The organism is Promicromonospora aerolata (assembly GCF_042682255.1).
Lineage (GTDB): Bacteria > Actinomycetota > Actinomycetes > Actinomycetales > Cellulomonadaceae > Promicromonospora > Promicromonospora aerolata.
Genome location: NZ_JBHUHF010000001.1, coordinates 846,482 through 868,011 on the forward strand (window position 1 = coordinate 846,482; position 21,530 = coordinate 868,011).

Genomic DNA, 21,530 nt, shown 5'->3' on the forward strand with positions numbered 1-21,530 from the left:
ACCAGTCCTGGTCGGACGGTCACTGCGGTGGCAACCCGTCCGGGCGGGCTGCGCTTCCATCAGATCGCGGTGCGAGTCGAATCGCACTACGCCCCCGCCCAGGTGCGACCGTTCGTGGGTGGCGCGATCGTGGACGGATACCTGACGAAACGTTGAGCCGGCCTGCTCGCTCAGACTTCGGAACCCGTCGCACGGGCAGCTGGCGCACGCAGGATGCGGTATCCCACCACCATCCGGTGGCCTCCGCTGAGCAGCACGAGGCCGGCCCACACCCAGGCCACCGGGCCTGCGGCGGCCGGCGCAAGCACCCAGACGCTGTGCACGATGATCGTCTCGGTGCCCTCGGCCAGACCGCCGAGGAACGACAGAGACCGACCGTCGTCCAGGCGCCGGCCGCTCCGTTCCGCGATCGAGGAGAACGCCAGGAACGCCGTGCCGTTGATGTAGTAGGCGAGCAGCACAGTAAGGAACGGCAGCATCGAGCCGCCCCAGCCGATGCCGACGCCGAGCACGAAGGCACCGTAGACCGCGAAGTCGGCGGTGATGTCGAGGAATCCGCCGGCGTCGCCCGACGTCGTGTCCAGACCGCTGGCCCGGCGACGGCGGGCCAGCGGCCCGTCCAGTCCGTCGGCGAGGCGGGAGATCAGCCAGAGTGCCAGCGCGACGCCCCACCAGGACAGCGCCGCGGCCCCGGCTGCCGCGAGGCCGAGGACGAGCCCTGCCATCGTGACGCGGTCCGGGGTGACCCAGCGCCGGTCGATCCGGGCGGCGACGGCGTCCAGGGGTGCGGCCAGCAGGTTCCGCGCGGGTGCGTCGAGCATCAGGTCTCCTTCTCGTTGGTGACAGCCGAGACGTCTGGGCCGGCATCGGGTCTGCCGGCGGTCCGGGAGCGCCTGCGGGCGAACGCGGCGCCGCCCACGCTCAGCACGAGGAGGGCACCGGCCGCCACCAGGAACTGCCAGCCTCCAGGGTCGGTCCCGTAAGCGCCGACGGCGACATAGGCCACAGTGCCCGGCAGGATCCCGACGGCGGTGGCCAGCAGATAGGCCGGGAACCCGACCGCCGTCAGGCCGCTGCCGTAGTTGACCGCGGTGAACGGCACGATGGGAATGAGCCGGGCGACGAGCACGGCCAGCACGCCGTGCCGACGCACGAGGCCGTCGAGCCGGACCATGTGCCGCCCCGCGAGGCGCGCCACGCCGTCGCGTCCCAGTGCGCGACCGAGCCAGAACGACGCAGCGGCGCCGAGCATCGCGCCGATCCACACGAGTGTCACGCCTAGGGGAAGGCCGAAGGCCAGACCGGCCGCGGCGGACAGGACGTTCTTGGGCAGCAGGAGCAGGGTGGCGACCACATAGCCCGCGATGAACAGTACTGGCGCCCAGGCGCCGAACGCCGCGACCTGTGCGTGCAGCTCCGGCACGGTGGGCAGCGGGACCACGATCAACAGCACCACCCCGACGAGCAGAAGCAGCACGAGCCCGGCCAGACGTCCCCACATGTTCATGGTGATGGAAGCCCGCAGGCTTCCAGTTGTGTTCCGTTTCCGACCGGCCAGTCTTGGTGTGACCGGCCCCCACGACGGCGAGAGGCATCGGATGAGGCGCACGACGACCCGGAGAACGCGAGCACGAGCGCTGGGCATCCTGGCAGCGGCAGTTGCGGTGGCACTCAGTGCCTGCGCGGCCCCGGTCAGTTCTGGCACCGACGACGAGTACACCTCCTGGGACGACGTCACGGCCGATGCGCGCGGACAAGAGGTGTCGCTGTGGATGTGGGGTGGTGACGAGAAGGGCAACGCGTACGTCGACGACGTACTCGCCCCGGCCGCCGCCGAACAGGGTGTGACGCTACGCCGGGTGCCGGTCGCTGACACCGCCGACGCCCTGAACCGCGTGGTGTCCGAGCTGCAGGCGGGGCGGAACGCCGACGGAGCCGTCGACCTGGTCTGGGTCAACGGCGAGAACTTCCGCACCGGGCAACAGGCCGGGGCGTGGGAGTGCGGCTGGACGGACCTGCTGCCCAACGCCGAGTACCTCGACCCGACGGATCCGCTGCTGGCCGAGGACTTCGGTACTCCGGTCGAGGGGTGCGAGTCGCCCTGGCACAAGGCCCAGTTCGTCCTGGCGTACGACTCCGCGGACGTCAAGGACCCGCCGTCGTCGCTCACGGAACTCTTCGACTGGGCGCGGGCGCACCCCGGGCGCTTCACCTACCCGGCGCCGCCGGACTTCACCGGCTCCGCCTTCGTGCGCCAGAGCCTCTACGAGGTGGCCGGCGGCCCGGAGCAGGTCCCGGTGGGGCCTGACGGCGACGGCGCCGCCGACGTCAGCTCGGCGCTGTGGACGGAGCTGGCCGACCTGCAGCCGTCCCTGTGGCGGGGTGGCGACACCTACCCGCGGGACGCCGCCGCGCTGGACGACCTCTACGCCGGCGACCAGGTCGACTTCACCATGACCTACGGTCCCGCCACGCTCGACGCCCGGGTAGCCGACGGCACGTTCCCGGCCAGCACCCGGGTGCTCACCCTGGACGACGGCGCCCTCGGGAACGCGAGCTTCCTGGCGATCCCCGCCAACGCCGCGCACCAGGCCGGCGCGATGGTCGTCGCGGACCTCGCGCTGGCACCCGAACAGCAGCTCGCCAAGGCCGACCCCGCCGTGTGGGGTCAGTACCCCGTGCTCGACCTGGACCGCGTACCGGACGACACCGCCGGACAGTTCGCAGCCCTGACGCCGTCGGAGGTCGTTCCGCCGTTTGACGAGCTGTCCCGCGGAGCCGACCCGGAGCTCTCCGCCGACTGGGTGGCTCCGCTCGAGCGCGGCTGGCGGGACAACGTACTGACCGGCCACCGTTGAGCGGGCAACGATGAGCAGACGGACGGCCTCCCCGCGACGGGCAGCACTCCTGGTCCTCCCGGCACTGCTGCCCACGGTGGTCGTGCTCGGCGTCGGACTGGGCGCCGCCGTCATACAGAGCCTGGGCCTCGTCCCGCTCGTCGGCGAGCCCGAGCTGACCCTGGACGCGTACCGCGCCCTCACGTGGGACGACGTGCTCGCCGGCCTCGGAGTGAGCGTCTTCATCGCGACGACCAGCACGTCGCTCGCGCTGCTGCTCGGGATGACGGCCGCCGTGCTCGTCCAACGCTCGCGAATCGGGAGCCTCGCGACGGTCGCCGCCGCCGTGGTCCCGATCCCACACCTGGTCGGTGCGGCCGCGATCGGTCTGCTGCTTGCCGACTCCGGGTTGGTGGCGCGGCTGGTCGGGGCACAGCCGGGGACCTTTCCCGCCCTGGTCGGCGGGCCGTGGTGGGTGGCTGTCGTCCTCGAGTTCGCCTGGAAGGAGGCGGCATTCGTCGCCGTCGTCGTGCTGGGTTCGCTGGCCGCGACCGAGCGCGATCTCGACGAGGCGGCCGCCGGTCTGGGCGCCGGTCCCTGGCAGCGTCTGCGCCGGGTGACCCTGCCCCTGGCGGCGCCCGCCCTCGTCGTCTCGGGCACCATCTCCTTCGCCTACGTCGTCGGCAACTACGAGGTCGCCTGGCTCCTCGGACGCACCTACCCCGAGCCGTTGGCCGTGCTCGCGTTCCGGCTGTTCTCCGACACCGACCTGACCATGCGCCCTCAGGCGCTCGCGGTAGCGGTACTCACGGTCGGCGTCGCCTCGGCAGCCCTGGTGGCCGGTGCGGCGCTGCTCCGCCGCGTGGCGGTGCTCCGGTGACCGCGCTCGTAGCGCCCGCCGCGCGGGCTCCCTCCGGTGGGCGCGTCCCGCCCGCGCGGGTCGAGTCCCGTGCCGCGAGGTGGGGCCGTGGCGCCGGGACCGCCGTCGTCGCCACGCTCTTGCTCGTCCCGTTCCTGCCCGTGCTCCTCTGGGCATTTGCGGACCGGTGGCCCTACCCGGAGCTCGCCCCGACGGTCTGGGGCATGGGCGGCTGGCTGACCGCGACCGCGCAGGGTGCCGGGCCCGCCCTGGGCCGGTCGCTCCTGCTCGGACTGACCGTCAGCGCCATCGCCACGCCCCTCGGCGCGATGGCCGGGCGCGCCCTCGCGCGCGGCCAGGTCCCGTGCGGCCGGCTGGTCACCGCGATCCTGCTCGTCCCGGTCGCGGTCCCGCCGTTCGCCGTCACGATGGGGCTCACCACGGTCGCACTGCGGCTCGGCGTGCCCGGAGCAGTGGCGCTGGTTGCCGTGCTCGTCGTGGCGGCCGTTCCGTACACGACGTACATCATGCGCGCCGCCTACGCCGGATACGACGAAGGGTTCGAGGAGACCGCACGCACTCTCGGTGCCGGTCGCCGGCACGTCCTGCTGCGCGTGCACCTGCCCCTCGTCGCGCCCGCCCTGGCCGCTGCGGCCTTCCTCGCATTCCTCGTCGGCTGGAGCGACTATGTGGTGACACTGCTCATCGGCGCCGGTCGCATCGTCAGCCTCCCGCTGATCCTCGGAGCCTCGGCCAGCGGCAACGACCCGACCATCGCCGTCCTCGCCCTGCTGGCGGCGATACCACCCGTGCTCCTCCTGGCCACGGTGACCGTACTTTCCAGAAGAAGGACCCAGAGATGAGTGCAACCCTGACCATCAACGGCCTGACCCGGTGGTACCCGGGCACCGGGACCCCGACCCTCGACGCCATCGACCTCACCGTCCCCGCCGCCGGGTGCGCCGCCCTCCTGGGGCCGTCCGGATCGGGCAAGAGCACAGCCCTGCGCCTGGTCGCAGGGCTCGACACACCCGACGCCGGTGAGGTACTGATCGACGGGCGGTCCGTGGCCGGCATCCCGCCCGAGCGACGGCACACCGTCCTGGTGTTCCAGAGCCCACGCCTGTTCCCGCACCTCAGCGTCCTGGACAACGTCGCGTTCCCGCTGGCCGTCGCCGGAGCGCCGCGCGGCAAGGCACGCGACGACGCCACCCAGTTCCTCGACCTCGTCGGACTCACCTCGCTCGCCCACCGCCGGCCCGCGACCCTCTCCGGAGGACAGGAACAGCGGGTCGCCCTCGCCCGGGCGCTCGCGGCCCGGCCGGACGTGCTGCTGCTCGACGAGCCGTTCAGCGCACTCGACCCCACCGTACGGTCCGAGATGCACACGCTGCTGGTCGAGCTCCGGGCCGCCGTCGAGCCCACGATCCTGCTGGTCACGCACGATCAGAACGAGGCGGCGGTGCTCGCCGACACCGTCGCCGTCCTGCTCGACGGCCGCATCGCCCAGCACGACCGCATCGACCGGCTCTACACACGGCCCGACTCCCTTGCCGTGCAGGGCTTCCTCGGCGGGCGCAACGCCGTCGCCGGGCAGGTGGCCGACGGCGCGCACCACTCCGCGCTCGGACCGCTGGAGCTCCCGGCCGACACCGTGATACTTGAAGGAGCAGCCACCCTCGTCGTCCGCCAGGAGGCGATCGGGCTGGTGCCGCCCTCCGACCCCCGGGCGGACCTGGTCGGGGTGGTGTCGGCGGTGTCCGCTCGAGGCCCACGGGCCCAGGTCGAGGTGACGGTCACGGGGGTGAGCCTGATCGCGGAGTCCGGGCCCGGGGAGCGGTTCGAACCGGGGGACCGGGTGGGTATGGTCCTGCCGCTTGACCAGCGGCATGCGGTGCCCGCCCACGGCGTCGGCGTCCGGCCCCAGGACGAGGCGGTGGCGGCCGGGCCTCACGCCGCTGTCCGGGCTGTGCCCGGCGACGGGTAGCCAGGGGCCGCGATGGGTAACGTGTTCTGGGTAGGGCCCGCGGCACTCTCAGCGAACTTCGCGAGACCGTCGCCGAGCTTCGCGACCAGGCCTCTCAGCCCGAACCGGACACATGTAGCGCCGATCAGGTCTGCCGATACCTCTGAGTACCGACACGACGGCCCGGGCATCGGATCGCGAGGTGGGTCAGGGGCGGGGCGCGACTACCGCGCGGAGCTGCTGGAGCGTGGGAGCGCCCGCCGGTCCGTCCGGGGTCTGGAAGATGCGGCACGCCAGCCCGACACCAGCATCGGGGTCCGCGAACGGGTCTGAACCATCAATGAGGATGCTCGGCGATCCGCGGAAACCGACCCGCTCGGCCTCGGCCAACGTCCCGACGAGCTGGCGGGTCACCGTGATGTCTGGTCGTTCGGCGGCAATCACACCGAGACGCTCCTCGGCGATCTGCCAGTTCGGGCATCCATCGAAGTACTGCAGCACGATCTCCATGCCGCGACGGTAAACCTTCCCCTGCGCTGCACTGGACGCTGCCCCTCGACACGTGCCGCGCATGCCAGGTCGTCAACGCCTGTGACGCGACGTCGCCGGCCCCGGCACACTAGGTGGATGGAGCGTGCCTTCCGGGACCGGCTCGTGGCCCCGCCAGCGGGCGAGACGATGACCATCGGTGCCCTCTCCCGGCGCACGGGGGTGCCGGTGAAGCAGCTCCGCCGTTACGAGGACCTCGGGTTCATCTACACGGTCGGCCGGAGCAGCGGCAACTACCGGCTGTTTGACGAGGCGGCGTTGTGGTGCGTCGAGGTGATCGAGACCTGGCGGTCACTCGGGCTGACGCTCGCCGAGATCAGTGACCTGGTCGGTGTGTACCTGGACTCTCCCGAGAAGAACATCGGGCCCCGCCTCGCCGACCGCCTGGGGTCCGCTCGGGACAGGGCCAACGCACGGATCGACGAGTTGCGAGGGCTGCTGCGGCGCATCGACGCCTACGAGGCGGAGTACCGGACGGTGCTCGACGGGAAGGCCGACTTCCGGGCATTCGATCCGCGGTTGGCCGACGACGCTTGACCTTCCCACCGGTGGGAGACCGTACGTTCGTACCGGAGGTGACGGTGATGACAACTATCGAGAAGAAGGTCGTCGTACGCTCGATCGGTGTCTGGGGTACGGCAGCACGTCTGCTCGTGGGCGGATACCTGGTTGGTAGCGTCGTGGTCGGCTCGTTCACCGGGGACGGAGTGGTCCAGCCGGCTGCCTGGCTGCTCGGTCTGGTGGTCGTGCCCGGCCTGGCGCTGGCCTGGCAGGCGTGGCGGGCGCGCCGTCGGCCCGCTCGCCTGGTCATGCTCACGGGACCGGTGGGCCATCTGCTGACCCTGGGCGTGTTCCTCGTGCTGTACACCACCACGTGGTACGCACCGCCGATCGACTTCCTGAGCGACGCCGCCCTGTTGTTCTTCGGGTCGTCGATGCTGCTGTCGGCCTATCGCGGGTATGCCGGTTGCGAGGTGCTGGCCATTCCCAACTGGCTGCTCCGCCGCGACGATCAGGTCGGCTGCGTCCTGTTCGACTCCATCGACACGCTGGAGAACCGCGCGACGCGCTAGGTCGTGTCCGGGCGTGCTGGATCGCAGCAGCTGGTGCCGCCGTCACGGCAGCTGGCTCAGCGCGTCCTCGACCGCGCGGTGGAAGGTCGGGTAGGCGTAGATCATCTCTTTGAGTCGGGAGATCGGTGTGCGTTCGTGCACTGCCAGGGTCAGCATCGACAGCACCTCTCCGCCGTGCGGACCGGCAGAGGTGGCGCCGACCAGGATGCCCTGGTCGGTGTCCGCGACCAGCTTGATGAACCCGTCGTTGCCGGCCTTGTGGATCCAACCCCGAGCCGAGCTCGGTACCTGTGCGACCGCCACCGCGACGGCCGGTCCCTGCTCCCGCGCCTGCACCTCGGTCAGCCCCACCGCGCCGATCTCCGGGTCGGTGAACGTCACTCGCGGCACGGCATGATACTCGGCGGCCACGTCGTGGTCGCCGAGGATGTGCCGGGTCACGATGTGCGCCTGGTACATCGACATGTGGGTGAAGGCGCCCTTGCCGGTGATGTCGCCGACGGCGTACACGCTGTCGGCGATCCGCAGCTGCGGGTCCGGCTCCACGAACTTGCGGTCGGTGTCCAGCCCGATGGACGCGAGGCCGAGACCGGCAAGATCGATCTGCCGGCCGGTCGCGACCAGCAACCGCTCCGCGGACAACTGGTTGCCGCCGACGTCGACGGTGAAGCCGGCCCCGTCGTGGTCGATCCGCTCCGCCGCGACACCGGTGTGGACGCCAATACCTTCGCGGGTGAACACCTCGGTGAGCAGGCGGCTGGACTCCGGCTCGTCCGACGGCAGCAGACGGTCGGCCATCTCGACGACGTCGACCCGGCTGCCGAACCGGACGAAGGCTTGGGCGAGCTCGGCACCGACCGGACCGCCGCCGAGCACGATCAGGGACTCCGGTGCGGTCTCGGCCGCGATCGCTTCCCGGTTCGTCCAGAACGGGCTGTCGGCAAGGCCTGGAATCGGCGGGACCGCCGGATCGGTGCCCGTGTTGAGGACGATCGCCCGGGACGCCGTGAGTTCCTGGTCCCCGACACGGACGGTGTTCGGGCCGGTGACCTGCGCCCGGCCGCGGACGAACCGGCCGCCGGCCTCCTCGAACCGGTCGACGGCGGTCTGGTCGTCCCAGTCGGTGGTGGCCTCGGCGCGGATGCGCTCCGCGACCGGGCGGAAGTCGGGCTTCGCCGTGGCGGACCCGGCCAGTTCGTGGACGCGGCGGGCCTCGGCGAGGCTGTTGGCGGCCCGGATCATCATCTTGGACGGGATACACGCGTAGTACGGGCATTCGCCGCCCACCAGGTTGGCCTCGATCCCGACCACCGACAGCCCGGCGGCTGCCAGGTCGGCGCCGACCGCCTCTCCTCCGGGTCCCATCCCGACCACTACGACATCGACTTGCTCGGTCATCTCCTGGCTCCTTGCTCTGGTCGCTGCTGTGTGGTCGCTGCTGCCGTCGCACGGCCCGAGGTGATGTCCACCAGCGGCAGGAGCTCGCGCAGGGCGACGTTCTCGCCGGGGTCCAGGACGCTGTGCTGGACGCACGCCGGAACCAGCCGGTCGGTGTCCGGGTGGGCCATGGTGTACGAGCATGCGCGCAGCCGGTCCTGCGTGGCGCGCACGCCCGGGTCGTCGCTGAGGACGCCCTCCTCGAGAAGGGCCCAGGCGGGCGCGACGTCGGTGGCGTCCATGAAGTTGTGCATCACGAAGGTCAGGGGACGGGGCGGGTTCCGGACGACGGAGACCGGCCCGCCCGACCGTCGCACCGCCCGCCGGGCCCAGCCCAGAGCCGCCGCGAAGAGAGCCGGGTTGGCGACCAGCGCGCGCAGCAGCCGGGGAACGAGGACCCGGGGAGGAGTGGCGCCGACCTGCATCCCGCCCAGCCGGTGAAGGAAGGCGTCCCGGACCGCGAGATCGGCTGGATCCGTGTCGTCGAGCAGTGGCACCCAGCGCTCGCCGACGCGCCACCCGTAGGCCGTCCGGTTGCATCGCGGGTCGCCGAACTGCAGCCCCTGCCAGGGCAACCGCGCGCCCGCGCCGCGCTCGATCTCGGCCCAGACGGCGTCCGGCGTCGCGGCGCGTAGGTCCTCGCGCCACCGGCGTGGGTCCCCGAGGTAGGCAGCGGGCTGGAAGGAGAGCATGGAGAACCCGAGGGATCGGCACTGCCGGACGACGGCGGCCACCTCGTCGAGGTTCGCCGGGGTGACGGTCATGTTGTGGGCGAGGTAGGACCGGATGCCGAGATCGCGCCGCAGCCGCTGGAACTTCTCCGCGAACTCGCGGCGGAACGGCGCGAGCTCCGCCTCGCTGCGTGGCCGCGGCAGCCCTCGACGACCCCGCATGAGGGAGTCGAGATGTGCGGCGAACGACACCCGCGGCAGCCGCACCGTGCCGTCGGCGGATCGGACCAGCTCGCGCAGGTAGTCCTCGTCGACGTCGCCGTGCGTGAAGCTCATCGGCTCCCGCCCGTGTCTGCGCATGATCAGCAGCGCCTCGGCGTGCGTGTCGGGGTCGAGCAGCGTGACCTCACCGCCGATGAGCTGGGCGTGAGCGCGTGGGCCCCGCCGCTGGCGCAGGTGGGCCATCTGCGCCTCGACGTGGGTCAGCGTGTGCTCGGCGTCGACGCGCACCTTGTTCGCGTCCGCGGAGTGGTAGCAGGGGGTGCAGGTCAGATTGCACTTCGGAAAGACGCCGTGCGTCCCTTCGCACCCCATGGCGTGCCTGCCGAGCAGCTGGGCGGGTGTGCGGACACCGTCCGGCAGCCCGGCCCACCGGTCCGCGAGGACCGTCCGGCTCTCGGTCGACACCGGTCGCGTGCTCGCCCACCAGCCGGCAAGGCGATCCAGCACGGAGTCCCGGTCGGTCATATCTTCGTCCTCTCGTCCCCTTCTCCGCTGAACTCGACGCACTGACACGTCGAACGTCTCATCCCGGCTTGCGGGCCACCACACGAAGCAGCGGCAGCGGCAGCTGCCGTCCAGGCCGAGAGATCGCCGTCAGGGCGGCTTCGGCATCCGCCAGCCGCTCGGGGCTCCGGCCGGGCGTGTACAGCGACCGGACCGCGAGACGTGCGTCGGAGGCGGTGTGCAGAGGGAAGGGGAACCGATGCGTCGTTGCCTGCGTGACAGCCAGGTCCGCCTGTTCCAGGAGGGCGGTGATCCGGCGCCGGCTCACGTGCTGCGGCATCGAGCCAGGTCCACGCAGATGCAGGCCGAGGAGCGCGAGCGGCCGGAGGTCCGCAAGACGCAAGAGTGTCCGGGCCGGCAGGAGGAATGCAGCCGTGCCGTTCGGGCGCAGCACCCGTGCCATCTCGTCGATGGCCGCGGCAAGAGGCTGGACCAGCATGAGACCCATCGAGGAGACGACGGCGTCGACGGAGGCATCGGGCACAGGTAGGGCTCGTGCATCGCCGCGGACCACCGGTCCTCGGCCCCGGTTCTGGGCCGCCTGTACCTCGGCCTCGGACAGGTCGACCCCGAGATAGGACATGGGGCCCGTCAGCCGTGGCTGCAGGGGAGCGTTGCCACAGGCGACGTCGAGCACGCGACCTGGCTGGTCAGGTAGGGCGGCAGCGAGCCAGTCATAGGGCGAGCCGAGGAGCGGGTCACGGGCGTGGTCGAGTGCCGCCTCGGTGATGCCAGGCTGATGTGCGTGGTAGGCCTGCAGGTACGCCGACCAGGGTGTCGGCTCGTCGGTCATGGCTGCGCCTCAGCGAGGCGATCGGCAAAGTCGCGCAAGCGCGCGACGGCCTCGTGGGAGACCGGTCCGCCGTGCGTGCTGACGGCCGACACCGCGACCTTGATGGCCTCGTACGCGCTCGCCTCCAGGCCGCAGCGCCAGCAGCCGTCGAGATGCACAGCCACGCGACGTGCGCGTCCGGCATCCAGCTCACCGTCGAGATAGGCCTGCAGCAACCGTGCCACCTGGTGACACTCGGCAAGCGACCTTGTCGACCGCAGCATTGGTTCCCACCCTTCCGACGAACTGTGCGGGGTCGTCTCTGAGTGGGCGGAGGCTCCCGATCCAGCTCCCGCACGGCGTCCGCTACTCGAGGGAACCCTCCGGTGCGACCGCCAATTCCACCGCCGGTCACGGAGTACGCTGAAATGATCGGTGATGGATCCCGCCGGGGCACTGTGCGTGTCCGAACCGCCGTGACGGCTGATGGTTCCTGTCTCGTCGGACGACGGGCAGGAGCGTGCTGCCCGCAGAAGGTGGTGGTGCGTGGTGAGCGACCGACCTGTCCCGCAGCCGAGCATCGATCGGATGACACCGTTCTCGGGCCATCCGATCGTGGTCGGGGTAGTACCCGGCCAGGCCGCTCTGGTTGCGCTGACCGCGGTGGACTGGGCGCACACCGCGGGGTCACCAGCGGTGTACTTCGCCTTCGCCGACACCGCCCGCTACACGGTCGAGGAACATCCGGACGGGTCCGTGCACCATGCGCCGATCGACCCGGACGCCGTCGATCACGCCTGGCACGATACGGAGGCCGTGCTGCGCACGCAGCTGGCGCGCGCGTTGCGCGGCTCGACGGTCCCGTGGGAGCTGCGCTACCTGGCCGGCCGCCCGGACCGGGCGCTGACGCACCTCGCCCGCGCCGTGGACGCGGCGGTCATCGTGGTCGGTACCCGAGCTCCGGGCGGTGGGGCGCGGGTGCGGGAGTTCTTCGAGGGGTCGGTCGCGGTCCACCTGGCGCACCATCAGCACCGCCCGGTCCTGACGGTCCCGCTGAGCGTCGTCGACTGGAAGGAGCTCCGCGCACCATGGGCAGGCTGATCACCGGGTCGGCGCGCCGACGTCGTGCCGTGCGGAGTCACGTCCTGAGGAACTGAGCGATCCGGGGTGCCAGGTCGGCGGCCGGCACGAAGTGCTCCTGGCCGTCGAGGATCTCCTGGTGCCCGTCGGGCAGCGAGCTCGCGATCTGGCGACCCGACTCCGACATGAACTGAGGGCTCTCACCGCCGTTGAGGACGAGGGTGGGTACGGCTATCTGAGGAAGGAGCTGGGTCGGGACGGTACCGCCGTGCTCCAGGTTGCCCATCACGGCCAGGTCGTAGGCGAGTGTCGGGGCCATGGACTCGAGCGCCGGGTCCTGGCTCGTCTGTTGTGCCGCCTCGTGCGGCATACCGGCGGCGAGCAGGAACGAGGCGACGGCCTCGCGGCGCAGGCCCTGGCTCAACAGGTTGGTGACCTCTTCGGCGATGGCTCGTGCGCCGCGACGGTGATCTTCGGAGTCGGGCCCGTAGGGCGGGTCGTGCACGACGAGCCGGGTCACCGGGAGGTGGTGGGCCGCGGCGTGCAGCGCGAGGCCGCCACCGGAGGAATGGCCGTAGATCGCCGCGGACGCGGCTTCGGCGGTGATCAGCGCGGCGAGGTCCTCGATCTCGCGCTCCACGGCGTACGGGGCGGTGTCACCGCTGGCGCCTCGGCCGCGCCGGTCGTAGCTGATGACGGTGTACTCGCCGGCCAGCTCCTCCGCGAGGGGGAGCCCGAGCCGGTGGTCGTGCAGGGCGGGCGCGACCAGTACGACCAACGGCCCGTGGCCCCTGCGCTCGTAGGCGATACGGGTACCGTCCTGTGATGTCACGGTGTGCATGTGTGTGTCCTTTCGGCTGGAGGAGATTCTTGGGTCCGGCCCGGCAGCGAGGTGAGAGCGTTGCGGAACTGCACCACCGAGGAGACGACGCAGCCAGGGATGAACCCGATCTGACCGGTGAGGATGGCGTAGGTGATCCAGACCGGTTGGACGCTGGCACCGAGCGGCCATGCCCAGCTCCGTCGCTGCCCGGCCGCCTGGAGGGCGAGGACCTGGAGCCCGGTCAGGACCCACGTCCAGTACTGCGGCGCACCCAGCCGGCTCGCGCCGTCCAACGCCGCCGACAGCACCACCAGGGACGAGACCGAACCGCTCAGGACCGCCCACCAGAGGAGGGTCCGTCGTCGGCCGGTGTCGCTCGCACTTCCGTGCACGGCAACCATGGTCACTCCCTCGTGCGTGAAGCCCGTTTCATATCTGTCGAGGGACATCGGAGCCGATCCCGGCCGCTCGACATCCAGGCAGCCCGTGTCGAAGCCGCCCGATCGGATCCGATGTCACAGTGAGGAAGGCGTGCGGGCACGGCCCGGCACGGCTACGAGACGTCGGAGGGCGGGGCAGTGAAATACATGATCCTGATCTACAGCAATCCGCAGAGCTGGGTTCACCCGATGTTCCTGCACCAACGCGAGCAGCTGTCCGACGCGGAGCGTCAGTCCCGGTTGGGGCAGCTGGGCGATCTGCTGCAGGAGATCGCCGAGTCCGGTGAGCTCGTCGGCTCCGGTGCGTTGTCGGACCCCCTGAACACCCGGACAGTGACGGTCCGTGAGGGTGCCCCGGAGGTGACCGATGGACCGTTCGGCGAGGCGAAGGAGCAGCTGGCCGGGTACTTCCTGGTGGACTGCGAGAGCATGGAGCGGGCGACTGAGATTGCCGCCCGCTTCCCCGACGCTCGCGACTGTGCCGTGGAGGTGCGACCGTTGATGGACCCGTCCGGGCTGGAGATGTGAGCCCCGATCCCGTGGTCGACGAGACGCTGCGTCGGCTGACCCCACAGGTGATCGGCGCGCTGGCCCGTCGCCACACGGACTTCGGGGCCGTCGAGGACGCGACCCAGGAGGCCCTGCTGGCCGCCGCCGTGCAGTGGCGCGAGCACGGCGTGCCGCAGAGCCCTCGTGGCTGGCTCGTGCGGGTCGCGGACCGTCGGCTCACCGACATGATGCGCAGCGACTCCTCGCGCCGCCGCCGTGAGGAGAACGTCGCGGCAGCGGCCACCAGCGGCCGGATGTTCGAGCCGGCCGCGGACGAGGAGAGCGCCGGGGACCACGACGACGCCCTCGCGCTGCTGTTCCTGTGCTGCCATCCTGACTTGCCGGCCGCATCCCAGGTGGCCTTGACCTTGCGGGCCGTGGGCGGGCTGACGACGGCCGAGATCGCCGCAGCGTTCCTGGTGCCGGAGAGCACGATGGCGCAGCGGATCAGCCGGGCCAAGCGTCGCCTCCGGGACTCGGGTGCACGGTTCCAGGTGCCGGCGGAACGACGCCTGCACGATCGCCTGCCCGCGGTTCTCCAGGTGCTGTACCTGGTCTTCAACGAGGGCTACACGAGCACCGTCGGCGCGGACCTGCAGCGTCCCGACCTGACCGCGGAGGCCATTCGCCTCACCAGGGACCTGTACGCGAGGCTGCCCGTGGACGGTGAGGTCGCCGGCCTGCTGGCCCTGATGCTGTTGACGGAGGCCCGGCACGCCGCGCGTACCGACGCCCAGGGCCGGCTCGTCCCGTTGACCGAGCAGGACCGGTCGCTGTGGGACCAGCCCCTGATCAGCGAGGGTTGCCGGCTCGTCGCGGCGGCGCTGTCGCGATCACGGACCGGACCTGGCCCGTACCAGCTTCAGGCGGCCATCGCAGCCGTCCATGCCGAGGCACGCGCCGCCGAGCACACGGACTGGCCCCAGATCCTGCTGCTCTACCAGCTCTTGGAGCGCATCTGGCCCACCCCGATGGTCATGCTGAACGGCGCCGTCGCGCTGGCGATGGTCCGCGGCCCGGGCGCCGGGCTCAGCCGGCTCGACACGCTCCAGGACACCGAGCCGCTGCGCGGGCACCACAGGTTGCACGCCGTGCGCGCACACCTGCTCGAGGCCGAGGGGAATCACGCGGCGGCCCGGGAGGCTTACGTGCGGGCCGCGCGGTTGACGACGAGCAGTCCCGAACAGGAGTACCTGCACGCCCAGGCGGACCGGCTCAGCTGACCCGGTCCGGCGCGCCGGTCCTCCCGCCGTCGACGGGAGGACACCGGGCCTCGATCGTGGCGGCCAGGTGGGCGGCGTCGCGCCAGACGAAGCCGAGCAGCGCCGAGCCGGTGGTGTGCAACCACGGGAGGCCCAGGAAGTAGAGGCCACGGACGGTGCTGACGCCACGGCGATGGACGGGGCTGCCTGACTCGTCCAGGGCCTCCGGTATCCGGATCCACGAGAAGTCGGTGCGGAACCCCGTGGCCCAGACGACCGCGTCGACCTCCAGGGCGGTGTCGTCGGCGAGCTGGACCGAGCTCCCTTCGGCGCGCACGACCCGCTCGTGCAGCGTGACGCCGGCGGCGGTGAGCTCGCGCAGCGGAAGGCCGATCACGGTGCTGTCGTGCGCGCGCATGCGGCGACCGAGCCGGCTCTCGCCAGGCATGTCGAGAACGCCGAGTACGTCCTGCCACCAGAAGAGGTCGCGGCCCAGGATGCGCTGCGGCACGCTCACGTTGTGCTGCCCCCTCGACAGGTGCACGTCGCGACCGCTGCGGGCGAGCTCCCACGCGATCTGATAGCCAGAGTTCCCGCCGCCGACGACCAGGACCGTCCCGCCGGGCAGCTGTTCCGGCCGCTGATATCCGCTGCTGTGGACCTGGACGACGTGCCCCGAGAGGCCGTGTGCGGCCGCCGGGACGGACGGGGTCTGGAACGGGCCGGTGGCCACCACCACCTGCGCGGCTTCCCAGGGCCCTGCGGTCGTCTCCAGGCTGAACCCTGGTCCCGTTCGCCGCAATGCCGTGACCCGCGTTCCGGCCTCCACCGGGAGGCCCAGCTCGGCGGCGTACCGCTCGAGGTAGTCGGCGATCTGGTCCTTGCCGGGGTAGGACCATGACGGCAGCGGCAGGGGCAGTCCAGGCAGCTGGCTGTACCGAGCAGGGGTGAACAGCCGCAGCGAGTCCCACCGCGACCGCCAGCCGTGCCCGATGCGGTCGCTCGCCTCCAGGATGGTGAACTCGCGACCGGCGCGCCGCAAGCGCTCGCCCATCGACAGGCCCGCCTGGCCACCGCCGATGACGACGACCTCGACCGTGCGGTTGACGGGCCGGCTCACGGTTCGCGGAGCGTGGTGCGCAGGTAGCCGACCGGTAGCCGGAAGCCGTCGTCGCCGAGCTCACCTGCCTCGCGCACCGTGTCCAGGAGTCGTTCGCGCGCCTGGGGCCACACCGGTCCGAGGCTCGCGGCGCCCAGGACGATGGGTGCGCTGTGCCGTTCGAGCTGGCCGACGAACTGCTCGGCCGACTCCACGGTCATGACGAACGACTCCTCGGTGACCTGTCCGTCCGGACCTGCCACGGCGTGGATGCCGTCCGCGGTCTCGTGCCACGGCTCGGGAGCCGCGGGGAAGAAGGGCGCCAGCGTCTGCCGGACCCGACCGAAGAGGCCGGTGGCGGACCAGCTCGTGAAGACGATCCGGCCGCCGGGCCGGGCCAGGCGGCGTGCCTCAGCCAGGTCGGCGGCGAAGACGATGCCGAAGGTCGACGTCACCAGGTCCGCGCACCGGCTCGGGAGCGGCACCGACAGGAAGTCGGCGGTCAGCCAGGTGACGTCGACGCCTGCGCGCTCGGCCCGGCGCGCGGCCTCCAGGAGCAGGTCGGGAGTCACGTCCACGCCCACCACGGACCGTGCCGCGCGGGCGGCGGCGGCGATCGCCGTCACACCGGTTCCTGTGGCCAGGTCGACCACGTCCTTTCCTTGGACAGGAAGGGCCGCAGCCAGGTCGCGCCCGGGCTGCGCCCACAGGTCGCCGACGACGGCGTAGTCGCCCGTCGCCCAGAACTCAGCGGGATCCACGTGTTCCTCCTGGTGAGTGGTTCGTCCTGGGCTCTGGAGGACAGGGCCTCTGGCTCGGGCGGGTTCGCGATCTTCCGGTCACGTTTGCGAACGATAACCGTTATCAGAGCCACCTTCAACGAGTTGTCGCCCGTCCCCGGCACGACGACGTCCGGCGGACGGGTGAAATGCCACATTCGTTCTTGATAACGATTCTCAGTCCTGGTTCACTTCGAGGCGTGACTGAGAATCGTTCTCATAAAGCCATCGTCCTGTCGGCCATCGTCGCGCTGCTCAGCGCGTTGGTCGTCCCCGCGCTGAGCCCGACGGCGCTCGCCGCCGCGCCGGCGTCCGCCGCTGTGCCCGACCGCGAGCACGTGCTCACGCACGGGCACGTCGACGGCTTCGAGACGACGTACGACGCTGACGCCGGCAAGCTCGTGCTCTCGGTGCGGGACGACACCCGCATCTACGACGGCGACCCCGTCTTCCGGACGCCCGAGTCGACGACGTTCGCGTACGAGGACCCACGGAGCCAGGTCACGCTGCCCGCGGCCGAGGGCGGCTGGGCCTTCCTCGGCGAGTACGGCGGCGCCACGGTGTGGCTCGGCTCGCAGACCGGCAGCGACCAGGGGTACGCCCCCTGGGTCGGCTGGAGCACCGAGCGGCTCCTGGACTCGCTCGCCGGGACCGGTATCACGCCGGCTCCGGGGCAGCCCGTGTCGCTCGACGTCACCGTCGACGGGCCGGGTGACGTGCTCACGTTCCAGAACGACTCGTTCGGCCAGCCGATCAACCGTTACCTCGACACCACGGCGTCCGACGGCGGGACCATCCCCGTCGCGGCGAACGCGCACGTGCACACCAACTGGATCTTCACCGCGGCGGGCGACTACACGTTGACCGTGACGCCGTCGCTCGCGACGTCGGGCGGGGACACGGTGAGCGGCGATGCGGCGACCTACCACGTGCGGGTGGGCGAACGACCGGTCACGACGGCGGTCACCGTCTCGGCCGACCGGGCCGAGTACACGGTGGGCGACACGGCGGTGCTGACCGCGGCCCAGGACCCGGCCACCGACCTGGCGGACTATCGCTGGGACGTCGCCCCCGGAGGCTCGGACCAGTTCGCTCCGGTCGACGGCCAGGACTCCGCCGTCTACCGGCGTGAGCTGGTCGGCGCGGACGACGGGGCGCGCGTGCGCGCGGTCCTGCTCGACGGCGACCGGGTCGCCGGGACCTCCGAGCCCGTCACTCTCTCGGTCGCGGAGGTGCCGGACCCGACGCCGACGCCCACTCCGACCCCGACACCCACTCCGACGCCGACGCCGACGCCGACTCCGACCCCGACGCCGTCCGGCCCCGGGACGGACCCGGAGCCGGGCAAGGACCGGGAGTACGTGCTCGACCACGGGCATGCCGATGCCTTCGAGACCACCTATGACGACGACTCCGGCCGCCTGACCCTGTCGGTCAAGGACGACACCCGCATCCACGCCGACCGCACCGTCTACCGCTCGCCGGAGGACGTGACACTGGCCTATGCGGATCCACGGGGCCGGGTCGAGCTGCCCGAGGCGACCGGAGCGTGGTCGTTCCTGGGTGAGCACGGCGGCCGGACCGCCTGGCTCGGTTCGCAGACGGGTAGCGACCAGGAGTACCTGCCGTGGGCCGGCTGGAGCACCGAGCGGCTGCTGAGCTCACTGGCCGGGACCGGCATCACGCCCGCCTCCGGCAGCCCCGTGTCCCTCGTGGTGAAGGTCGACGGACCGGGCGACGTGTTCACGTTCCAGAACGACTCGTTCGGGCAGCCGGTCAACCGGTACCTCGACACGACGGCGTCCGACGGCGGGACCATCCCGGTCGCGGCGAACGCGCACGTGCACACCAACTGGGTCTTCACCGCCGCCGGCGACTACCACCTGGAGGTGACCCCGCGCCTGCGGACCTCCGACGGCCGCACCATCACGGGGCCCGCCGCCGACTACCACTTCCGTGCGGGAGCAGAGGGGACGGACGGGCCCGGCGGAGCCGACCCCGGCGACGGCCCGGGCAGCGACCCGAGCCCGTCGCCGGACGACGGCCCCGGCAACCGTCCCGGCGACAGACCGGGCGACGGTCCGCGCACCGACCCGGGTGCCGGCCCGGGCACCGGCGGCACCGTGCCGAGCGCCCAGCCCGAGCAGTGCGAGGCGCAGCCGGTCACGCGCGAGGTGAGCACGCCCGAGGTGGGCGGTCTGGACTCCGGCCACTTCGACTTCGGCTCGATGGTTCGGGACGGCAAGCTCGTCGCCCAGGTGAAGGACGACCGCAAGCAGCCCTCGTCCTGGGTCGACCCGGCGTCGCTCACCTTCCGGCTGGGGGAGGCGGCCGAGGACAAGGTGCCGACAGGAAGCGAGTTCGCCTTCCTGGGTACCGCTGGTTCGACGATCTGGTCCGTCGGTCAGGTCCAGGAGCCCGGCGTTCCCTGGATCGGCTGGAACACCCAGCATCCGAGCCTGATCGAGGCGGCGGACGGTCCGGTCACCTTCACGCTGGACGGCGTCGAGGGGCCGGGCAGGCTGGGTGTGTACGCGACCGGCACGTTCGGGGGAGTGGGGGCCAAGAGCTTCGGCACCCTCTCCGGGTTCCCGAAGTCCATGTCCGTGCCCCTCAACCAGCACGTGCACGCGAACTGGGCGTTCACGGAGCCCGGCGTCTACTCGGTGACCCTGACGCAGTCGGTCCCGCTGAAGAGCGGCGGCACGGCCTCGGGGGCGGCGACGCTCAAGTTCTCCGTGGGTGATACCTCGGGGACCACCACGAGGACCAGCTACGTGGGCCGGACGGCGTCGGGCGCGGAGTGCGACCTCAGTGCCGCGCAGCGCGCCGCGCTCGCCAGCACCGGCGCGAGCGTGCTCCCGCCGCTCCTGCTCGCCGGCGTCCTCGTGCTGCTCGGGGCGGTGCTCGTCGTCATCGCGCGCCGCCGCCGGGTCTCGGCATGACGTGGGACCCGCGGCCCCGCCGTCGGCGCGCCGCCGTCGGGGGGATCGCGGCGGGTGCGGTGCTGCTGGCCGGGTGCGCGGGCGGGACCGCCGCCTCGGACGACGGCACGCTGCACGTGGTGACCACCACCGGCATCCTCGCCGACCTGGTGCGCAACGTGGCCGGCGACGGCGTGGAGGTCACCTCGATCGTGCCGCCCACCGGCGACCCCCACTCCTACGACCCGACCCTGCGCGACGTGCGCGACGTGGTCTACGCCGACGTGGCCTTCAGCAACTACCTGCTGCTCGAGGACCACTCGGTGGTCACCACCCTGGACGCGAACCTGTCCGAGAGTGCCCCGAACATCTCCTTGGCGGAGTCGGCGACGAAGTACGCCGCCGAGGTGATCCCGCTGGTCGAGAACGTCAACCTGGACACCATCTGGCTCGGCCTGCGCATCGGTGGAACCGGCGAGGAGCTCGGCGCGACACGGGCGTCGGAGGTTCGGCTCCGGGTGACGGACATGGACGGGCCCGGGCGTCTGGCGGGCTACCTGACCGAGACGTTCGGCCAGCCACGGGTCTACTTCGACTCCGGCGACGGGTTCGATGCCACCGACGGGTACGCCCGGGACACCGCCACCCTTCCTGCCGACGCGCACACGCACATGAGCTGGGCGTTCACCGAACCGGGTATCTACCGGATCGCCATGGAGTCCGACCTGGTGACCGAACCCGGCGCGGACCCGCTGCCGCTGGGGAAGACGTCGGTGACCTTCGCGGTCGGCGTCGACCCCTACACCGTGCCCGGCATGACGAACGCCCGGGTGCTCGACGGCGGGCATGCGGACGTCACCGTTGACCTGGACGACGGCGCGATCGTGCTCCAGACCGACACACCAGCCGATACACCAGACGACACCGCGGCCGACACCGCGGCCGACGTGGCGTCGGACGATGCCGGGGGCGAAGGTCCGGACGCCCACGACGCCGCCGCGCACCCGCACGCGGAGCGGCTCGACCCGGCCGAGGCCGTGGTGTCCGTACCGAACAAGGCGCTCGCGCCCGTGCCCGCCCAGCCGGGCTTCGGGTTCCTGGGGCGGCCCGGCGACCAGGTCTACCTGCTGCCCCAGGCAGTGCTGGGCAAGCACGTGCACGGGGAGATCGACCCGCACCTGTGGCAGGACGTCCGCAACGCGCGGGCCTACGTGGAGGTCATCAGGGACACCCTGGCCGCGGTCGCCCCCGCACGGGCGGCCGAGTTCCGGGCGAACGCCGACGCCTACCTGGCGGTGCTGCGCGAGACGGACGCCTACGTGGAGAGCACCATCGCGCAGGTCCCGCGTTCCCGCCGACACCTCGTGACCACGCACGACGCCTTCGCCTACCTCGGCAGGGCGTACGACGTCGACATCGCCGGCTTCGTGACGCCGAACCCTGCCGCCGAACCCAGCGTGGCCGACCGGATCAAGCTCACCCGGACGGTCCGGGCGCTGGACGTCCCGGCGGTGTTCCTGGAGCCCAACCTCGCGGCGCGGTCCAGCGTGCTCACCGAGGTGGCGCGCGAGAACGACCTGCGGGTCTGCGCGATCTACTCCGACGCGTTCGACGACCACGTCACCACCTACGTCGACCTGATGCGCGCCAACGCCGACAGCCTCCGCCGGTGCCTGACATGAAG

Annotated in this window: 22 protein-coding genes, 1 pseudogene and 1 riboswitch; of the genes and pseudogenes, 12 read left to right on the forward strand and 11 right to left on the reverse strand. The window is 71.7% G+C overall.

Features of this window, described 5'->3' with window-relative positions; translation table 11 throughout:
• Window positions 1-170 precede the first annotated feature (170 nt).
• Window positions 171-821, reverse strand: coding sequence for a CDP-alcohol phosphatidyltransferase family protein (locus ACFSL2_RS03790; protein ID WP_377196562.1), 651 nt, complete (start codon window positions 819-821; stop codon window positions 171-173).
• Entirely contained in the window at window positions 821-1,507 is a 687-nt protein-coding gene (locus ACFSL2_RS03795) for a TVP38/TMEM64 family protein (protein ID WP_377196563.1), read from the reverse strand. Before ACFSL2_RS03795 ends, ACFSL2_RS03790 begins: the two co-directional genes overlap by 1 nt.
• 91 nt (window positions 1,508-1,598) lie before the next feature.
• Between ACFSL2_RS03795 and ACFSL2_RS03800 the strand changes: the two genes are divergently transcribed.
• The 5 genes and pseudogenes from ACFSL2_RS03800 to ACFSL2_RS03820 all read left to right on the forward strand — a co-directional run.
• Window positions 1,599-2,858: an ABC transporter substrate-binding protein gene (locus ACFSL2_RS03800; RefSeq protein WP_377196564.1), complete on the forward strand. Its 1,260-nt coding sequence runs from the start codon at window positions 1,599-1,601 to the stop codon at window positions 2,856-2,858.
• Between the two features lie 10 nt (window positions 2,859-2,868).
• Window positions 2,869-3,717, forward strand: coding sequence for an ABC transporter permease subunit (locus ACFSL2_RS03805; RefSeq protein ID WP_377196565.1), 849 nt, complete (start codon window positions 2,869-2,871; stop codon window positions 3,715-3,717).
• A complete protein-coding gene (locus ACFSL2_RS03810; RefSeq protein ID WP_377196566.1) occupies window positions 3,714-4,559 on the forward strand; it encodes an ABC transporter permease in 846 nt (281 codons plus the stop codon). The genes ACFSL2_RS03805 and ACFSL2_RS03810 overlap by 4 nt, the downstream gene beginning before the upstream one ends.
• Window positions 4,556-5,683: an ABC transporter ATP-binding protein gene (locus ACFSL2_RS03815; RefSeq protein WP_377196567.1), complete on the forward strand. Its 1,128-nt coding sequence runs from the start codon at window positions 4,556-4,558 to the stop codon at window positions 5,681-5,683. Before ACFSL2_RS03810 ends, ACFSL2_RS03815 begins: the two co-directional genes overlap by 4 nt.
• Before the next feature lie 47 nt (window positions 5,684-5,730).
• Window positions 5,731-5,829, forward strand: a pseudogene (locus ACFSL2_RS03820) (heavy metal-responsive transcriptional regulator); the annotation flags it as partial.
• A 40-nt stretch (window positions 5,830-5,869) separates the two neighbouring features.
• Here ACFSL2_RS03820 and ACFSL2_RS03825 read toward each other — a convergent pair.
• Window positions 5,870-6,172 (reverse strand): thioredoxin family protein, encoded by a 303-nt coding sequence (locus ACFSL2_RS03825; RefSeq protein WP_377196568.1) that lies wholly within the window; start codon window positions 6,170-6,172, stop codon window positions 5,870-5,872.
• Between the two features lie 117 nt (window positions 6,173-6,289).
• Between ACFSL2_RS03825 and ACFSL2_RS03830 the strand changes: the two genes are divergently transcribed.
• Together ACFSL2_RS03830 and ACFSL2_RS03835 are read left to right on the forward strand one after the other, a co-directional pair.
• Window positions 6,290-6,748: a MerR family transcriptional regulator gene (locus ACFSL2_RS03830; RefSeq protein ID WP_377196569.1), complete on the forward strand. Its 459-nt coding sequence runs from the start codon at window positions 6,290-6,292 to the stop codon at window positions 6,746-6,748.
• 47 nt (window positions 6,749-6,795) lie between these two features.
• Entirely contained in the window at window positions 6,796-7,284 is a 489-nt protein-coding gene (locus ACFSL2_RS03835; protein WP_377196570.1) for a hypothetical protein, read from the forward strand.
• Window positions 7,285-7,326: 42 nt separating this feature from the next.
• Here the strand turns inward: ACFSL2_RS03835 and ACFSL2_RS03840 are convergent, their stop codons facing one another.
• From ACFSL2_RS03840 to ACFSL2_RS03855, 4 genes are read right to left on the reverse strand one after another with little or no spacing between them, the layout of a single operon-like run.
• Window positions 7,327-8,682, reverse strand: a complete 1,356-nt coding sequence (locus ACFSL2_RS03840) for a dihydrolipoyl dehydrogenase family protein (protein WP_377196571.1) — start codon at window positions 8,680-8,682, stop codon at window positions 7,327-7,329.
• Window positions 8,679-10,139, reverse strand: coding sequence for a radical SAM protein (locus ACFSL2_RS03845; protein ID WP_377196572.1), 1,461 nt, complete (start codon window positions 10,137-10,139; stop codon window positions 8,679-8,681). Before ACFSL2_RS03845 ends, ACFSL2_RS03840 begins: the two co-directional genes overlap by 4 nt.
• A gap of 58 nt (window positions 10,140-10,197) precedes the next feature.
• Window positions 10,198-10,971 (reverse strand): class I SAM-dependent methyltransferase, encoded by a 774-nt coding sequence (locus ACFSL2_RS03850; RefSeq protein ID WP_377196573.1) that lies wholly within the window; start codon window positions 10,969-10,971, stop codon window positions 10,198-10,200.
• On the reverse strand, window positions 10,968-11,195 hold the full coding sequence (locus tag ACFSL2_RS03855; protein ID WP_377196574.1) for an anti-sigma factor family protein: 228 nt from the start codon (window positions 11,193-11,195) through the stop codon (window positions 10,968-10,970). Before ACFSL2_RS03855 ends, ACFSL2_RS03850 begins: the two co-directional genes overlap by 4 nt.
• A gap of 180 nt (window positions 11,196-11,375) precedes the next feature.
• A riboswitch (Fluoride riboswitch) is annotated at window positions 11,376-11,453 on the forward strand.
• A 46-nt stretch (window positions 11,454-11,499) separates the two neighbouring features.
• On the opposite strand from ACFSL2_RS03855, the gene ACFSL2_RS03860 reads away from it, so the two are divergent.
• A complete protein-coding gene (locus tag ACFSL2_RS03860) occupies window positions 11,500-12,051 on the forward strand; it encodes a universal stress protein (RefSeq protein ID WP_377196575.1) in 552 nt (183 codons plus the stop codon).
• 37 nt (window positions 12,052-12,088) lie between these two features.
• Here the strand turns inward: ACFSL2_RS03860 and ACFSL2_RS03865 are convergent, their stop codons facing one another.
• Window positions 12,089-12,871, reverse strand: a complete 783-nt coding sequence (locus ACFSL2_RS03865; RefSeq protein WP_377196576.1) for an alpha/beta fold hydrolase — start codon at window positions 12,869-12,871, stop codon at window positions 12,089-12,091.
• Window positions 12,859-13,245, reverse strand: a complete 387-nt coding sequence (locus tag ACFSL2_RS03870; protein ID WP_377196577.1) for a hypothetical protein — start codon at window positions 13,243-13,245, stop codon at window positions 12,859-12,861. The genes ACFSL2_RS03865 and ACFSL2_RS03870 overlap by 13 nt, the downstream gene beginning before the upstream one ends.
• Window positions 13,246-13,482: 237 nt before the next feature.
• Here ACFSL2_RS03870 and ACFSL2_RS03875 point away from each other — a divergent pair, with 237 nt between their 5' ends.
• Complete coding sequence (locus tag ACFSL2_RS03875) at window positions 13,483-13,821, forward strand: YciI family protein (RefSeq protein ID WP_465264529.1); 339 nt, start codon at window positions 13,483-13,485, stop codon at window positions 13,819-13,821.
• Window positions 13,818-15,065 (forward strand): RNA polymerase sigma factor, encoded by a 1,248-nt coding sequence (locus tag ACFSL2_RS03880; RefSeq protein ID WP_377196579.1) that lies wholly within the window; start codon window positions 13,818-13,820, stop codon window positions 15,063-15,065. Before ACFSL2_RS03875 ends, ACFSL2_RS03880 begins: the two co-directional genes overlap by 4 nt.
• Here ACFSL2_RS03880 and ACFSL2_RS03885 read toward each other — a convergent pair.
• Both ACFSL2_RS03885 and ACFSL2_RS03890 read right to left on the reverse strand, forming a co-directional pair.
• On the reverse strand, window positions 15,058-16,164 hold the full coding sequence (locus ACFSL2_RS03885; RefSeq protein WP_377196580.1) for a flavin-containing monooxygenase: 1,107 nt from the start codon (window positions 16,162-16,164) through the stop codon (window positions 15,058-15,060). The genes ACFSL2_RS03880 and ACFSL2_RS03885 overlap by 8 nt on opposite strands.
• A complete protein-coding gene (locus ACFSL2_RS03890) occupies window positions 16,161-16,904 on the reverse strand; it encodes a class I SAM-dependent methyltransferase (protein WP_377196581.1) in 744 nt (247 codons plus the stop codon). Before ACFSL2_RS03890 ends, ACFSL2_RS03885 begins: the two co-directional genes overlap by 4 nt.
• A 218-nt stretch (window positions 16,905-17,122) precedes the next feature.
• Between ACFSL2_RS03890 and ACFSL2_RS03895 the strand changes: the two genes are divergently transcribed.
• Both ACFSL2_RS03895 and ACFSL2_RS03900 read left to right on the forward strand, forming a co-directional pair.
• Window positions 17,123-19,867: a TIGR03773 family transporter-associated surface protein gene (locus tag ACFSL2_RS03895; RefSeq protein WP_377196582.1), complete on the forward strand. Its 2,745-nt coding sequence runs from the start codon at window positions 17,123-17,125 to the stop codon at window positions 19,865-19,867.
• The gene (locus tag ACFSL2_RS03900; protein ID WP_377196583.1) at window positions 19,864-21,528 is read left to right on the forward strand and encodes an anchored repeat ABC transporter, substrate-binding protein; all 1,665 of its coding nucleotides are present in this window, start codon (window positions 19,864-19,866) and stop codon (window positions 21,526-21,528) included. The genes ACFSL2_RS03895 and ACFSL2_RS03900 overlap by 4 nt, the downstream gene beginning before the upstream one ends.
• Window positions 21,529-21,530: the final 2 nt, after the last annotated feature.